The organism is Cytobacillus sp. FSL M8-0252 (genome assembly GCF_038007345.1).
GTDB classification, from domain to species: domain Bacteria; phylum Bacillota; class Bacilli; order Bacillales; family Cytobacillaceae; genus Cytobacillus; species Cytobacillus kochii.
Map to the genome: position 1 here is coordinate 1,375,137 of NZ_JBBOWZ010000001.1, position 16,209 is coordinate 1,391,345.

Sequence of the window (16,209 nt, forward strand, 5' to 3'; positions counted from 1 at the left end):
AGGTAGTTTATTTTATGAAAAAATTTTTCATTGGTTCTAAACTTCCAATTAATTAATGATCATTTGCATTATTTTTTTCATATGATAATGGGTAAAGTGAGGGAGGCGAGGATATAAGATGCAGACGAATACTGTACCTACATTAAGTATTTCTATGCAACCAGAACTGATGGAATTTTTAGAAAAAAATATTTGGCATGATGAATTAATTCCTTCTCAATTAGTTATAAACAATCATTCATTTGATATCGGTATTAGTTATAGAGGAAATCATACACGTAAATTAAGAAAAAAATCTTACAAAATTGATTTTGGAACATATAATGAGGAGTTTCTTGGACGTGAAATTCACATTAATGCAGAGTATTGCGATCCTTCTTTCATTCGAAATAAGCTATCTTTTGATTTTTTTAAGAAGATTGGGATCAATTCACCTGATTGCAGGTATGTTTTAATTGAGATAAATGGAAGGTCCTCAGGAATTTACTTACAGCTTGAATCTGTTGATGATTACTTTTTACAAAAAAGACAACTTTCATATGGGCCTATTTATTACGCAACGAATCATCAAACTAATTTTTCTTTGTTAACCACCAAAGGTGAGCCTAAATCTTCATTAATTTCAGGGTATTTGCGTAAAATTGGGAATGTTGAGGACGATTCTGATTTAGAAAAGCTAATAATAAAAGTCAATACGATACCACGTAATGAGTTTGGCAAAGAAATAGTAAAGTACTTGGATGTCAAAAAATATTTAATTTGGCTGTGTGGTGTGATTTGCACACAAAACTACGATGCTTTCATTCAAAATTATGCCCTTTATCGAAATGGAGAATCAGGATTGTATGAGATGATCCCATGGGATTTTGATGCAACATTTGGAAGGGATTGGAATGGAGGGGTTATGAAGTTTAATCGAGTTCCTATCGAAGGTTTTAATACACTCACGGCAAGACTTCTTGATGTAAAGGAATTTCGTGTTCAATACCGCATTCTTCTAGAAGAGATATTAGAGAATTACTTTACAGTTTCGGAATTTGAACCAAGAATTATCAATCTTCATAAATTATTGCGTCCCTATATAGCATTAGATCCATATAAAAAGGATGCTATCGATTTATTTGATAAAGAACAAGAATTTATCCTGCAATTTATTTTAAATCGCAATCAGTATCTTAGAGATCATCTTAAAGATCTGGAATAAAGGGAAAATATTATTTCATGCCTAGACTCTCAGTATTTTAGATGGGAGTCATATTAGTGTGCAAAGGTAGTTAATAAACAGGGTATGAAAGTTCCCATGGAGTCAAAGTCGAGCATGTCTCGTCGTGTTATGCAGGATTTGAACGCAGCCCTGGACAAATCCTCTGTCTGAGATAAGAGGTATATTGTTGAACTAGTTTGCAAAACAAAACAAGGTTGAGATCAGGCTGCGGAATCTCTAAATATTTTGTTAAGTTCATTCGTTTTGTAGTACACCAATAAGGTATGATGGGACATTTAATTGCAGGATAACTCGAGCAATTCAAACAAGGACTATTCATCCTCTTTTTTAGAATTGCTCATTAATTTTTGAATAAGGTTTAAATATCCTTTATCCGTACCGATGTCATAGCGTTTTGCAGATACTTCCACACCGTAGCACTTTTCTAACTTTAATAATTTTTGGATTGCATCCGTTAGTTGAACTTCACCTCCAACTCCTTTACCTCCTTTTTCTAAATATGAAAAAATAGATGGTTCAAAAATGTATCTCCCACTTACGGCTAAATTAGATGGGGGAGTGGAGCGAGGCTTTTCTACAATATCAGAAATTTCATAGGTATTATCTTGCAAATCAATCGCTTTCACTACCCCGTAGTTTTTTAATAACTTTTCATTCAATTTTTCCAGAGCTATTACTGTAGATTGATAATTTTCGTATACGTCTAAAAGCTCTCGTAAAGCGGGCTGGCCACTTTGTAGAAATATATCATCAGGAAGAAGAACAGCAAAGGGATCTTTACTTGCAAATCTTTTACCTAAGAGTATTGCTGTACCTAGTCCATCTGCAAAGGGTTGGCGTACATATTGAATAGAAATAGCGGGCCCGACAATTTTATTCAATAAATGCTGTTTTCCTGTCTTTTCTAAAAAGGCTTCATATTCTAGAGATCGGTCAAAATAATCTAAAATCATATTTTTATTACGGGATACCACTATTAAGATTTCTTCAATTCCTGATTCAATGGCTTCTTCAATAATATATTGTATGGCTGGTTTACCTGCGATCGGGAACATTTCTTTTGGAAGCACCTTTGTTATTGGCAAATTTCTTGTACCGAAACCTGCAGCAGGAATGATTGCTTTTTTTACTGTCTTCATCATAACCTCTCCTCTTCACTTTCTATATATTAATCTAATATATTTTACTTGGTAATTTGTCCAATAAGAAAAGGTACTTAACCATATAGTTTTTGTTTTTTTTTACCATTTCCATCTTAAATATTTTTCCCACTTTCACGTTTTGTTTGAAGCTAAATAAGATAATGATAAATTGAATGTTTTTAACATGAGCAAGTAAGGATGATAATGGTGAAAATATGTGTCATTGGTACAGGGTATGTTGGTTTAACAACTGGTGCTGTGTTGGCAGACTTAGGTCATGAGCTTTACTGTGTTGATAAGAATAAATTGATAATAGAAAAATTAATTGAGGGAGAAATCCCTATTTATGAACCAGGATTAAAGGAACTGATTGTTCGAAATAAAAAAAGAGGTCTTCTTCATTTTTCAACGGATATCCAGCGTGTGATAAAAGAATGCCCAATTCTTTACATCACAGTCGGTACTCCTACAAAAGAAGATGGGAGTCAAAATCTAACTGCGATTAACGAAGTCATTGACACCTTGGTACAGACGATAACCTCTCATAAAACAATCATTATTAAAAGTACGGTACTACCAGGTACCAATGAATGGATTCATCAAACATTAATAGAAAAAGGGATCGACTCGCGTATGTTCGACGTTGTATCCAATCCAGAGTTTCTTAGAGAAGGAAATGCTGTATTTGATATGATGAACCCGGATAAAATTGTTGTGGGTGGAAAAAGCCCTCAATCTATTAAAATAATTCAAACTCTCTATGAGAAGTTACAAGCACCTTATATTATTACTTCATTAACAGGAGCAGAGATGATTAAATATGCCAATAATGCCTTGTTGGCAACAAAAATCTCATTCATTAATGAAATCGCCCGTATTTGCGACGCCTATAATGTGGAAGTAACGCATATTGCAAAAGCGCTAGGGACAGACAATAGAATTGGTCCCTATTTTTTGAATGCAGGATTAGGTTATGGAGGGTCTTGTTTTCCAAAGGATATTCGGGCATTAGAATACGCTGCCAAACGGAGAAATGTTAATCCTGAGATGTTAAGGGCCGTTCAAAATGTGAATGATTCTCAAATTGATTTGTATATTGATAAATTAACAAATCAATTAACAAACTTGGATGGGAAAAAAATAACCGTTTGGGGCTTAGCTTTTAAGCCCGACACAGATGATATACGTGAATCAAGGTCATTATTATTAATTGAGAAATTATTGGAAAGAGGGACAGAGGTCCACGCCTATGATCCTATTGTCAATTCTTTTGAACCTGCCATTACCATTCATCATGACATGTATGAAGCTATTAAAGGAGCAGATGCATTAATTATTGCAACAGAATGGAACCAGTTTAAAACCGTAGACTGGAAAAAGGTAAATGAGTTAATGAAGGGAAATATTTTAGTGGATGGACGGAATATCATTGACCCTAAAGTCGTAAGAAAACATCAACTTCAATATATTGGGGTGGCTAGACAATGAGGATTATCGTAACAGGAGCCGCTGGGTTTATCGGTTCTCATTTATGTGAGAGGTTATTAAGAGAAGAAGAGAATGTTGTTATTGGCATTGATGGTTTTATAGACCCATCCAAGAAGTCAATTAAACTAAGAAATATAGAAAATCTGTTGATTCATCCACGTTTTCAATTTATAAATAAGAATTTACTAGGCATTGATTGGAGTGAAATTCTTGCCAAAGATGATGTGATATATCATTTAGCTGCTGTGCCTGGTGTTCGTTCAAGCTGGGGTAACAATTTCAAGTTGTATGAGGAAAATAATATTCTTGTCACCCAACGGCTATTAGAGGCTTGTAAGAATGTCTCTTTAAAGAAGTTTATTTACGCCTCCACCTCTTCTGTATATGGAGAAAAGGTTGGTATGGTTTCAGAAGATTGCCCACTTTCACCACTTTCTCCTTATGGTGTAACGAAGCTAACAGGAGAGTATTTATGTAAGGTATACAGTGAAAATGATGGTCTTCCAATAACTATTCTTCGATACTTTACTGTTTATGGACCTAGACAACGGTCTGACATGGCATTTCATCGATTTATCGAATGCATTTTAACGAATAAACCTATTCCAATATACGGTGATGGCAAACAAACACGTGATTTTACGTTTGTAGAAGATTGTGTAGAAGGAACTTTTGCTGCTCTTTATGCAGAGGATACCCTTGGAGAGACAATTAATATTGGTGGTAAAGAACGGAAATCTATATTGGATGTCATTGAAATATTAGAAGATTTAACAGGGAAAAAAGCAACCGTGGAATTTATTGGAGAACCGCGCGGGGAACCGCGACATACTTGGGCAGATATTTCAAAGGCATTGAAGATTCTGCAATATAAGCCAGCTGTGCCGTTAAAAGAAGGGCTTCTCCGAGAAATAAATGATTTAAAGATTATTTATAAGGAGGAAGAGTAATGAGGCTTGCTTTAATTTGTACAGAAAAACTCCCTTCTCCTGCTATAAAGGGAGGTGCAATTCAAATGATGATTGACGGTGTAGTTCCTTTTCTCAGTAAAGAAAATAACTTAACTATTTTCTCTGTCACCGATCCATCTCTACCTGATTATGAAGTACGTAACGAAGTGCAATACATTCGGTTACCATCTGAAAGTTATGAAATTGATATTGCTAAAATACTTACTGAAAAAAGGTTTGACATCATTCATGTTTTTAACCGTCCATTAAATATTCCTCTCTATAAAAAAGCTTCCCCTTCAAGTCGGTTTGTTTTAGGACTTCATAATGATATGCTTTCTGAAAAAAAGGTATCACTGGAGAATGGAAAGGAAATTGTAAACTCTGTTGAAAGGATTGTTACAGTTAGTGAATATATAAAACAAACTGTGGTGGAGAGGTTTCCAGAAGCAGAATCAAAAACAAAAGTAGTTTACTCAGGAGTAGATCTAGTAGAATATCCTCCAGTCTGGTCAGAGAAAGGAAAACAAATTAGAGAAGAATATCGACAAAAATACAATATTGGAGATAAAAAGGTCATATTATTTGTTGGAAGACTCACTAAAAATAAAGGACCTCATCTTCTAATATCCGCCTTTAAAGCTATTGCTAAAAGATACCCTCATACTTTACTTGTGATTGCTGGGGGAAAGTGGTTTAGTGATGATGGAATAAATAACTATATTCGTTATTTGAAGAAACTAGCCGAACCGTTAGGTGACAAAGTTATTTTCACAAATTTTATTCCTGCAAGTGAAATTTCTAACATCTTTTTAATGAGTGATATTTTCTGTTGTTCTTCCCAATGGCAAGAACCCTTAGCTCGGGTTCACTATGAAGCTTTTGCTGCTGGTATCCCTATAATATCAACAAATAGGGGAGGAAATGCAGAGATAGTTTCTCATAAAGAAACGGGTTATTTAATTGAAAAGTATGATCAAGCTAGTGAATTTGCAAAAGGAATTAATTTCTATTTAAAGAACCCGGATACTATTAATAGCATTACCCGAAATGCAAGAGAATTAGTGGAATCTAATTTTCAATTTCATCATGTTGCTAGCCGGTTAACCAACGTTTATTCTGAGTTGATTCCAAAACAAAACAAAGATCATTATCGTAAAATGTTTCGGTCGCCACTCTTTCGATTCTAATCGATTAACAAAAAAGAGGGTGAGTAAGGTTGCTAGCTAACCTTTTGCTCACCTTTTTTATTGTTAGTAAACATGATGTTAATAATGACAGTTAAAAACAAAATTTTGCGACCGATAAAAACTGTTGGTGTGTAGGTGATCAGGTGATTTTAAGCATCATTCGTCGGTCATATTTTAGCAAGCCTTCTTGTACATAAGCAATAACTTTTAAAGAATATCATTTCTAAATCTAAAGGCAAACTGACTTTTCATTGTGTTTAATCTTTAAACAGTAGGACCCTTATTCCTAATTTTATCTTGTTACAGTCACTTTACCATATCAGAAGTTTTCCTTATTTCTATTTAAATAAAGCCGTTGAAATTTTATGATTGTAAAATTTCAACGGCTTCGTCATTTTCGAGGAAGTTTCTCTACCTCAACGTTGATTCAGTCTAAGATTCAATAGTTGCTTGCTTTATTAGCTAATATTTCTTTATTAATCCATGGTATCGAAGCAGTAGTAATCTTTTTAATTGGCTGCTTTTGTTTTGGTCGGATTGGTTTTTTCTCTATAGGGGAAATCTTCTCAGCTACAGCTTTTTTGGTAAACAGTTGTTCTTCTTTCTCGCCATTCATGTTAGAAGTACTACTAATGTCAACGTTATTTTTAATTTTATAATCAATCCCGCTCCACACTTGGGAAATATCGTCGATGACTCGATTCCAATTATGATTTTTTTCTACAAAGCTACGACCATATTGACCCATTTCTCTACAGAGAGAAGGACTGGAAAGTAATTTGGATAAATGAGCTACAAATTCTCGAGGGTCATCTGCTTGCTCAACGATAAACCCATTTTTTCCAATCTCGATTATTTCAGGGTTTCCTCCACGAGCAGTTGTCACAATGGGTAACCCAGCCGCCATTGCTTCATAATGTACTCGTGCTAACGGCTCTTCCCATTGAGAAGGACAAACGAATATATCAGCAGTAGCAAACCAGTCTTGAATTTCATCAGGGTGAACAAAGCCAGTAGTTATAACAGGTATAGGAAGGCGTTCTGCAATCGCTTTAATATAAGCAATGTAATCGGTCATTCTATTATCACTAAAGCCTTTACTTCCCATTAAAACCAAGGCCGCATTAGGATGCTTTTTAGCCAAATCTAGCATGGATCGTAAAAGTATATCTGCTCCCTTGTTCACTGAAAGTCGTCCAGCAAATAAAATTACCTTTTTCGATTCTAGTTTGTGTTTTTGACGCATGGAAGCTCTAATCCTTTGACCCTTGACAGAATACGTTGGAACAAATCGCTCTAAATCCACTCCTGAATAAATTGTTTGAATTTTAGGTTGGGCATCGGGGTAAAGCTTTACTATTTCATTACCAATATAATTACTAATGGTAATAATTTTATCTAATTGATCAATTGCTTTCTGGGCTTCTTCAGTATCTATTTTTTCCCTCTTGAACATATCATTGTGCATGCTTAATATGAGTCGTGAGTTTGGTGCCACTTCTCGTATTGGTAATACTAAACGGGGGCGGTTAAAAATGTGAATTAAGTCAAAAGTATTGTTTTTAAGATAATCTACAACACCTTCCCTGTAAGTCTCCAATAATCCTCCTGGAACCCTTACATAATGAACACCATCTTTTATTTCTTTATCGGGTAATGTGTCATCGTTTCTTCCGATTATTGTAATAGAATGGTTTTTACTTAAGTTTGGAATAGCTCCAGCGATGAATGTTTGTATTGCTCCTCCTTTTACCGGTGGAACTGGAAGTTTTTCTGTACAGACTATTAGCACTTTCATTTCCTTTTTCCCCCTCTCCATTCTTTACGTAATTGCTCAAGAATTGGCCATTTGGTCTTATCGATTTCAACGATTCGCTGGACAATAGCATCCAAATCGCTATTTAATGCTATGGTTGGTTCGAATAACATATCTTTTACATTTTTATAATATAAATTTGGTAATGAGAAATCGATCAAGAGAATCTCAAACAACTCGTCAGTGATAGGGTTAGCTTCATTGTACGCTTCTAGCATTCCTACTATCCAATCAATATCCCACCTTCCTAGATCATCCATAGAACCAGATATGAGTTTGCGTAAATCACGAATAGGCAAATCATAGGCTACACCATCAAGGTCGATAATCCACATACCTCCAGGTCCCATTTGTCCATTCGACCATCCATAATCCTGATGGACTAATCTCCATTCTTTATTTCCCTTTGCGACCAGCTGTTGATAAGAGGATTGCTCCAGCATAGTCAATGCCTTTTTTGCTTGCTCCTCAAACATATCAACTGTACTTAAGATCGTCTTACTCGTGGGTATTTCTGAATATAAGTTAGCTACATTTTTAAACCAAGATATTTTTCTCACTACTTTTTTATATGCATTTGGCCATCGTAAAAGTCTTGAAGCATTCTCTGCTCCTTTAGGAGGAACATACCCTTTGGAAAGTTGATGGAACTCTCCAATAGCGTTACTCAATAGCTTTGCTCCTTCAATATCGGCAGATACTTGATATAGAGGTTCAATCCAATCGGCAACAAACCAGATTTTCCCTCCCATTTCCACTATATTGCTACCCGATTTTGTCTTTACAATCGGTGGTATTCTAGCCTTTTTTTCATTAACTAAATATTCCTGTGCACCAATGCTAAATAAACTCCTGGAGGGTTTCCGATGGAGTATTTTTAAACTTTTGGGTCCTATGTTCGTATTGATCTTCCATATAAGTCCACCCTTATCTGCCTTTGTTGTAATAACTTCCATGCTACTCACATTAAAATTGTATTGTTTAATCACTTGTTGAGCCATTTCTTCAATAAATGGTGGCACATATAAATCAGCTAATGTCTCATCTAAATCCCATGGTGTAATAAGCTGCTCCAAACTAGTCATTCCTTTCCTTGGGTAATTTGTCTTTACATCCTATTCACTCAGGTGAAAATAGGTTGGACATTTGTCCATATGAAAATGAAAAATAATGTGTATAAGCCCATGTAATAAAAGTGGAATCAAGAAGGTATTTATTTTAAAGTTTGAATTACTTTCAATTTAACTTGTTCAATTGGAATAAATTTTTAAAAAAGTGTAACGAGTGAAGTAAAAGGGAGCATATGTAATAAGCAATATGGATAAATTTGGTGATAAGTGGCTATGAACAGAATTTCTTTGTGTGGGATGTGATAAAACACCCATACATTAACTTTAAATGCTTTAGTAAGTTAAGAGTTGTCAAGGATATGTCAGAAGGAGTTATGATACACTTCTTACCTTAAAAATTATGTAACAAAAGAGCATCGGTGTTTTTTATTTAAAACATTGATGCTCTTTTGTTTTTTTATATTTGTAATTATTTTTCCATTATTATCAGTATATTGATAGTTATGTAAGATGTTTTAACATGAGATTTAATAAAAAATATACTGTTATTTTCTTTTGTTAAATAATAAAAAGTTATGGAAAAACAGATATCTATTAAAAATTAATGAGTATAAAGATTTACTAATAAAACTTTATTCTAAATATATTTAATTTATAAAAAATTTAGTCTTTTCATACAATTTCTTATCCACTATAATAAATGACAAGAAAACACTGCGACAACAGTGTTTTTTATTCGAAACAAAAATTCCGTAGTTGGTTTGGTTTAAAAGATCTGAAAATTTTGAATAAGGGGGAAGGGTAAATGAAGAAAAACAAAAGGGCGTTATTGGCTATTATGTTAGTTCTAAGTATGCTTCTAGCAGCTTGTGGGAGTGGTGGTGGACAAGCGTCAGGAGATGGTGAAGGTGAGTCAATTAAATTAGGTTTTACACTTGCTTTAAGGCTTAGTGACAGGGTTCCTGCTGTAGACCGCAAAGTAAATTGGAAACCTATTTTTTTATTTCTTCAAGCTTTCTTCTATTGACTGTTCTATATAAGGAGCCTTGAGATATTCCAGTTGCCGAGACTATCTCCTTTATAGAATATTCTTTACTATCATACATCCGTAGCGCAACAGCAAGCTTTTCTTTATCCAACTTGGGTCTACCTAATGTTTTCCCACGTCTTCTACTTGCTTCAAGTCCTTCCTTTACTCTCTCAGCAATAAGGTTTCTTTCTAATTCAGCAATGACACACATCATTTGGAACATGGCTTTGCCCGTAGAGGTTCTTGTATCCATATTTTCTTTTAAAGAAATGAATTGTACCCCCATCTCTTCTAACTGTTGAATAATGTTGAGGATATCCAATGTTTTACGTCCTAAACGGGAGATACTCTCCACTACAACTGTATCGCCTTTCCGAACGACATCAAAAAGTTGATGAAGTCCTTTTCGATCTTTAACCGTACCAGTAAATTTCTCCTTAACTATTTTTTCACAACCATATTCATTAAGCATAGCAATTTGCCGATCTAAGTTTTGATCAATAGTAGACACCCGAGCATAACCATAATCATTTGTAACCTCCAATAAAATTGTATATTTTTATTTTACTAGAGGGCCACTTATTGTAAAGGTATTTGGTAATACTTTTGGTAATTATTTTTGGTAACTGTTAATCTTAATAAAATCAAAGGACATTAGGGCGATGGGCGTACATTACAAAAACACTGGTTTTTGGTAATAGCATGTATTAACATGTAGATAGGTTATTCAGCAATCGGGCCATTTAATTGAATGAACTAGGTTAAAATTGAATCAATTTAAAAGCAAAAGAAAGGGGGATTATAATATGGGTTTAGCATTGGATATTGCGCGTTCCATATTGCCTCTTGTAATAGTGGGTGGGATTGCAGTATTTGTAATTCTGAGAATGAAGCATAAATATGAGAAAGGCACCCTGGGTAAGAAAAAAACGAAAGACGCTCAAAATTTATTGGATAGCTTAATACCATTCGGAATGATGATTGGTTTTGCTATTGCTATATTTTTAAGTATATTTTCACCAATTTCCTTACTATCTGCAATGACTTGGGGACCTGGAATAGGTTTTTTATTTGGATATTTTGCGTATGAAATTTATAGCAAAAAAGAAGAGAGTCATTCGTAATAACTGTCTTCCTGAAAAGGGTGCAGTTTTGGAATAACCTGTATAACATGAATACTTTTTAGTCAGATGTTCTGATACGAAAGGAGGTCTATGACTTGAGTAAATATGTCAAATACTCAGTAGTTATTGGTATCATAGCTTTTGTTTTGGCTTTGGTCTTATTCTTAACAATCGATTCTCCGTACCCATACCTTGGTGGTCTTGTTGTAGCGTTTATTATATTTGAAATCAGTTTTTTTCACTTATTTGGAAAGGAAAGACAAAAGAATAAACTGTAAAATGACTCTAGGGACATTTAAGCAAACGGGCGCTTATCCGGAACAAGGAACAGGGCTCATTTTTCATTTAAGGGCCAGATTGTTGAATATCGAATAATGGACAAAGACCTGGCTAGCGGTATTAGAAACAATAAAAAGGGATGACTATTCATTTTGTTAAGTAAGCAAAACAATTAAGTTTTCCATGTTTTAAATATACTCATTTTAATGTTTATAATATATATTTTGTTCAATCTGAATCCTTACTTCAATGTGTTCTAAAGATCCCTTATCAATCGAATTAATTGTACTTACATCCCATTCTTTTAGGTGATATCGATATGCGTTTTCGCTTATATTTAATAGATCTGCATTTATTTCTTCACTTTTCTCCATTGTGTTTAATAGTTCATTTTTAATTTTCTTTTCTAATTCTTTTTTTATTTTATCTAAACTAATATCCTCCTCATTTTGGACCAATACTGCATTGGCTTTAATAATTAAGTGATAAGCAGGTTTATAGCCATTTACTACTTTAATCGTTCTTTTTGGATTCTGTATAATTACACTCACTTTTTCTTCAAAGAGGGAGAGAGGGATGTTAGTAGCTTTTTTTGATAACCATTTTAATCCAGACAGGTCTTTTTTATCTGCCCATCCTTTGTATTGCTGCTGTGAAGTAACAAAGCCTCCCGTAATGACAGCAATATTTTTCTTTTTTTTATCCTCTGAAAAACTTGCTTTATTTACATCTAAAGAAGGAATGAGCTGAGTACCAACTGCCTGGTAATAGGTCGAGATAAATTTATTATACTGTTCAATAGGAATGAAAAAATTGTTTTTAGTTAAGGATTTGGGATCATGGATGATTGTATATAAAGATGGGAAATTAAAAAAGCTCTCACTTGTTAAAATTTCTTTAATATCTTGTTCTGTACCAAAAAGCCATATATTGTATCTCAGTAAAGAATTTTGTCCAATAAATTCGATGACGGACTTCATTTGCTCCTTGATAACATTTTCACTTAATAGAACGGTTTCGATATGTCCGTAATAAAGAGGCAGTGCCACCTTTTGTTCTAATTTGCTTAAAGCTGACTGAATGTTTTTTCCTTTGCCTTCCCCAATAAAAATAGGGGATGCTTCCTGCAAAGCCGAAGCGCCTTCTTGCTTCCCTATATTGACAAAATTCAAAGCCTGAATATAGACTGTAAATTCTCCTTCCGCGTAATCTAGTCCTATAGCTGTAATATAAGTTTGACTTTGTAATTCTTTTGCACCCCAGCACCCAGTCAGGAAAAAGATCTGACTGCTTATTATGATAATCAATAATATCCTTTTCATAAATTACTCCTTTTGACTATCGCTATCAATAGGTCGGTATGCTTGATTTCGCTTCTTCATAAATCGATAAGGCAGCTTCAAAATATTTTTTATGATGTCTGCTGCATTGGGTCTGGATAAATACGACATATATGGCTGACCAAAGCTTTCTAATGAAACCACGGCTGTTAGGATGAGAAAAAAGGAAATAAAGAAGCCATATAATCCAAATAGTGATGAAAAGGCTAAAACAAGAAAGCGCAGAATCACGACATTGCCTGCCATGGTTTGGTTACTCAAGATATAACCTGATATTACTGAAACTGCAACAATGACCAGACAGGCTGGAGATGTTAACCCTGCTCGAATAGCAGCATCACCTATAAATAATCCGCCTAAAACAGCGACAGTCTGTCCAACAGCCTTAGGCAGGCGTACCCCAGCTTCTTTAAATAATTCAAATAAAACAAGCATAATAAAGACTTCCATAGGTGTAGATAAAGGCAAGCCAATTCTAGAAGCAGATATTGTTGCGATAAGTGAATAAGGAATTTGATCCAGTTGAAAGGTTGTTAACGAAATATAAAAACCAGGTAAGTATATCGTCGTAATTATGGCCAAAAACCGCAGAATTCGGACCATACTAACGTAAAAAAAACTATCATGTGAGTCTTCAGGTGAATATAATATTTGATTTAAATTTGCGGGACCTATTAAGCAAGTCGGATTTCCGTCCACTAAGAGCACAAATCTTCCTTGTGTTAAGGATTGAACAGCGAAGTCTGGTCTGCCTGAATTCTCCATCAAAGGAAATAAAGTAAAGGTTTTGTCGTATAGGAATTCCTCAATTTCGTAACTGCTGGCGACACTATCCACCTTTATGGAATCTAATCGCTTTTTTACAGTTTCCAGAATTGAAGGATTCATAATATCATCTATATAGAGTAATAAGGTTTTTGTTCTGCTTCTTTCGCCAAGTGTATATTCAATACTTTTTAATGATGACGTTTTTAATCTCTGACGGATTAATGCCATATTATCTGATACATTTTCTACTAATCCATCCCTTGGCCCTCTAATTGAGGATTCCATATTGGATTCTTCCGGACCTCTTTTGGGAGGATTAGATACGGGTATAAAGAAAAGCTCCTTTGAATCCTGACAAAAAATGAGTAATTCACCTGAAAATAATTTTTGCTCTATCTCTTCTTTCATGTTATTTAAATCTTTAAGCTTACTGACCTCTAAAACATTATTTAACAATTCATAATTTAAATGACCATTCTTTTCTATCACATCATGAATGGCAGGAAAAATAACCTCACTAATAAATTTCATATCCACTAAATTAGGACAATATAGGAAATCAATTGTATAACTGTGGTAAGTCCTTGTTTTTATTGCGATATCTGAAGAACCTTCGACCCACATTTTTAATTGGTCAATGCTGATGCCTTTTTTGTTAGTTTGAACTTTCTTCATGATGATCACCTTTTAAATGAATAATTAATAAAAAAAGAAGCATCGTGCAAATTTGAAAAATAAGGTTAATAGGGAAAAAATACTTTTGCAAAAAGTAAAAAAATGAGATGGCATCCCAAGGAATACATGCACCAATGATTAATATTATATAAAGGATAGGAAGAACCCATTTTCTCTTTTTGTTAAACCCAAAAATTTTGTCGGCAATAAATAATGATAAGCTTATCCGAACAAACGCTCCAGAAAGCCATTGGAAGATCGAAAGAAAATCGAGACGAGTAATATGTTCGCCAATTTTCAACAGCTTCCACTGCTCATAAGCTGGATTCCTCAATTTTGCTGCTTCTTCCAGACCAAATTCTGAGATGGCACCTACTAGTGGACCTAAGATTAAAAACACAAGAATGATCCCAGCCAATATAAGCCATTTAACCTTTAGTCTGTCTTTAATATAGGACGTTAAAAACAAAAGAAAGATAATTTCAAACAATCCGGAACAAGTATAAACCAACCCTTGAATAACATCTTTGTATCCATTCTCAAATATCGGAAACAGCAGTTCATAATTTTTATTTGGCGAATTTCCGATTCCTACTAAAAATCCAAAAAATGAAACAATAGGAAGCACTAAAAATGCGATCGTACTTATTGTCCGTATACCTTTTGCAGACGCATACAAGCAAATGAGAGCAAATAACAATACAATGACAAAATTAGGGATCTCAAAAGTATAATTAGCATTTGCCCAAAAAAAAGTGTACTTAAGAGTAATAAAGGCATTTATTAAAAAATAAGACCCAAATGTAATCGGAAAAATAATAAAAACCCAAGAATGAGAAAATTTTCGTTTAAGTAAAGAGAGAATATCCTCATGAGTATTTAACTTTTTATAAATATAAAAAACAAGCAGAATCCAAAGGATAAATGGTATTGTACTGAAAATAACACTTAACCAGGCATCCCTGTTAGAAGTTGATAATATAGTTGGGATAATTAGTACATGCACCATGAATCCAGTAGACATAATAAGTAGGATAAAAATATGAACAGATTGAATCACCTTTTGATTCATTAAAACCACCTTAAAAATAGCAATTTATTTACATAGTTTATCCTTAAATATGTAAATTATTCGCTATTTTGAAAAAAGTTGGTTAGACTCGTGACTGCATTAAAAATTTCGTTAAATGTTAAAAAGACGGTCTTGTGACTAAATTTGTCAGATACGCAAGCATATGTATTGTTTGTAGTATTGCCTAGTGTATTCGAGCATTGTACTAATGTATATTATTTTAATTGGGGGAATCACCGTGGGGGCGAATTTCCGATATCCCTACATATTAAAAAGGCAGAAAAAGATATCAATTTTTCTTGTTTAAAAACCAGCTAAATTAAGCTTATTGCTTATTCAAGAATAGGGCGCAATTTCAGGTGCGAAACGTTTCTGGCTCAAATGGGGCCACACAATTTCGGTAAAGGTCAGACAGTTTCAGATTTCTAAAACTGAAGGGTTATGTCGAGGGGTCGAATGAGGAGGTAACGCTCTGAAAGGCTCCCCCTGCGTCGAATAGCACGCTATTCGGTAAGGAATAGCCGTGTTATAAGCTCGGCTAATAGGCGTGAGAATTTACCGTAACAGTTTGGCTGACGAAAGCCTACCCGATGGGGTGGTGTAAATCATGGTGCTTGGGTTGAACAAATATGGTGAGGATGCAATGTAAAATACAATAACATACTGTATTGCTGACGAATTTCTGGATGTACGGGTCTAGATGCGCATTATATAGAAATGTATTTACTACTAAATGTAGGGTTAGCTGTGGATGAGTAAGAATCTGGAATATGAAAATCCATCTTGTGTTACAGGCATATGCAATGCTAACAGGCTCATAGGAAACACCTAAGTTTGTTCCATAATAGACATAATTCAACGTTGTAAGCTGATAACGTGGAGAGCTTACTCTCGGTGAGGCGTTGGAAAGGAAAACAGCCGTGAGAATAGCGACTGTATAACTTTTCTTCATATCAGTGAAAGTGGTGGCACAGTACCGTTGAAGCGTGTAATGAACGCGGAGGGATAGCCACTAGACTAATGAAGAATCATTTAATCCT

Annotated in this window: 14 protein-coding genes; 7 read left to right on the forward strand and 7 right to left on the reverse strand. The window is 34.4% G+C overall.

Annotated elements, in window-relative coordinates; translation table 11 throughout:
• Positions 1-118: 118 nt before the first annotated feature.
• Entirely contained in the window at positions 119-1,204 is a 1,086-nt protein-coding gene (locus MKX83_RS07145) for a CotH kinase family protein (protein ID WP_341054779.1), read from the forward strand.
• 332 nt (positions 1,205-1,536) lie between these two features.
• Here the strand turns inward: MKX83_RS07145 and MKX83_RS07150 are convergent, their stop codons facing one another.
• Positions 1,537-2,364, reverse strand: a complete 828-nt coding sequence (locus MKX83_RS07150; protein WP_095370067.1) for a UTP--glucose-1-phosphate uridylyltransferase — start codon at positions 2,362-2,364, stop codon at positions 1,537-1,539.
• 210 nt (positions 2,365-2,574) lie between these two features.
• Here MKX83_RS07150 and MKX83_RS07155 point away from each other — a divergent pair, with 210 nt between their 5' ends.
• Genes MKX83_RS07155 through MKX83_RS07165 form a run of 3 tightly spaced genes read left to right on the forward strand, consistent with a single transcriptional unit; the run spans position 2,575 to position 5,995 of the window.
• Complete coding sequence (locus MKX83_RS07155; RefSeq protein ID WP_095370066.1) at positions 2,575-3,855, forward strand: UDP-glucose dehydrogenase family protein; 1,281 nt, start codon at positions 2,575-2,577, stop codon at positions 3,853-3,855.
• Positions 3,852-4,805 carry an NAD-dependent epimerase/dehydratase family protein gene (locus MKX83_RS07160; RefSeq protein WP_322910047.1) on the forward strand — a complete coding sequence of 318 codons (954 nt, stop codon included), beginning with the start codon at positions 3,852-3,854 and terminating at the stop codon, positions 4,803-4,805. Before MKX83_RS07155 ends, MKX83_RS07160 begins: the two co-directional genes overlap by 4 nt.
• Positions 4,805-5,995 (forward strand): glycosyltransferase family 4 protein, encoded by a 1,191-nt coding sequence (locus MKX83_RS07165; RefSeq protein ID WP_341054782.1) that lies wholly within the window; start codon positions 4,805-4,807, stop codon positions 5,993-5,995. The genes MKX83_RS07160 and MKX83_RS07165 overlap by 1 nt, the downstream gene beginning before the upstream one ends.
• Before the next feature lie 439 nt (positions 5,996-6,434).
• Here the strand turns inward: MKX83_RS07165 and MKX83_RS07170 are convergent, their stop codons facing one another.
• Positions 6,435-7,793 carry a glycosyltransferase family 4 protein gene (locus MKX83_RS07170; RefSeq protein WP_307318052.1) on the reverse strand — a complete coding sequence of 453 codons (1,359 nt, stop codon included), beginning with the start codon at positions 7,791-7,793 and terminating at the stop codon, positions 6,435-6,437.
• On the reverse strand, positions 7,790-8,887 hold the full coding sequence (locus MKX83_RS07175; RefSeq protein WP_445293157.1) for a CotS family spore coat protein: 1,098 nt from the start codon (positions 8,885-8,887) through the stop codon (positions 7,790-7,792). Before MKX83_RS07175 ends, MKX83_RS07170 begins: the two co-directional genes overlap by 4 nt.
• Before the next feature lie 799 nt (positions 8,888-9,686).
• Between MKX83_RS07175 and MKX83_RS07180 the strand changes: the two genes are divergently transcribed.
• On the forward strand, positions 9,687-9,908 hold the full coding sequence (locus MKX83_RS07180) for a hypothetical protein (RefSeq protein ID WP_341054787.1): 222 nt from the start codon (positions 9,687-9,689) through the stop codon (positions 9,906-9,908).
• On the opposite strand, the gene MKX83_RS07185 is transcribed toward MKX83_RS07180, so the two are convergent.
• On the reverse strand, positions 9,874-10,455 hold the full coding sequence (locus MKX83_RS07185) for a recombinase family protein (protein WP_341054789.1): 582 nt from the start codon (positions 10,453-10,455) through the stop codon (positions 9,874-9,876). The genes MKX83_RS07180 and MKX83_RS07185 overlap by 35 nt on opposite strands.
• Positions 10,456-10,717: 262 nt before the next feature.
• Here MKX83_RS07185 and MKX83_RS07190 point away from each other — a divergent pair, with 262 nt between their 5' ends.
• Together MKX83_RS07190 and MKX83_RS07195 are read left to right on the forward strand one after the other, a co-directional pair.
• Positions 10,718-11,035: a hypothetical protein gene (locus tag MKX83_RS07190; protein ID WP_066194366.1), complete on the forward strand. Its 318-nt coding sequence runs from the start codon at positions 10,718-10,720 to the stop codon at positions 11,033-11,035.
• Between the two features lie 95 nt (positions 11,036-11,130).
• Entirely contained in the window at positions 11,131-11,313 is a 183-nt protein-coding gene (locus MKX83_RS07195) for a hypothetical protein (RefSeq protein ID WP_066194368.1), read from the forward strand.
• A 204-nt stretch (positions 11,314-11,517) separates the two neighbouring features.
• On the opposite strand, the gene MKX83_RS07200 is transcribed toward MKX83_RS07195, so the two are convergent.
• Genes MKX83_RS07200 through MKX83_RS07210 form a run of 3 tightly spaced genes read right to left on the reverse strand, consistent with a single transcriptional unit; the run spans position 11,518 to position 15,169 of the window.
• Positions 11,518-12,636 carry a Ger(x)C family spore germination protein gene (locus MKX83_RS07200; RefSeq protein ID WP_341054793.1) on the reverse strand — a complete coding sequence of 373 codons (1,119 nt, stop codon included), beginning with the start codon at positions 12,634-12,636 and terminating at the stop codon, positions 11,518-11,520.
• Between the two features lie 3 nt (positions 12,637-12,639).
• Entirely contained in the window at positions 12,640-14,097 is a 1,458-nt protein-coding gene (locus tag MKX83_RS07205; protein WP_101226413.1) for a spore germination protein, read from the reverse strand.
• Entirely contained in the window at positions 14,078-15,169 is a 1,092-nt protein-coding gene (locus MKX83_RS07210; protein ID WP_066194373.1) for a GerAB/ArcD/ProY family transporter, read from the reverse strand. Before MKX83_RS07210 ends, MKX83_RS07205 begins: the two co-directional genes overlap by 20 nt.
• Positions 15,170-16,209: the final 1,040 nt, after the last annotated feature.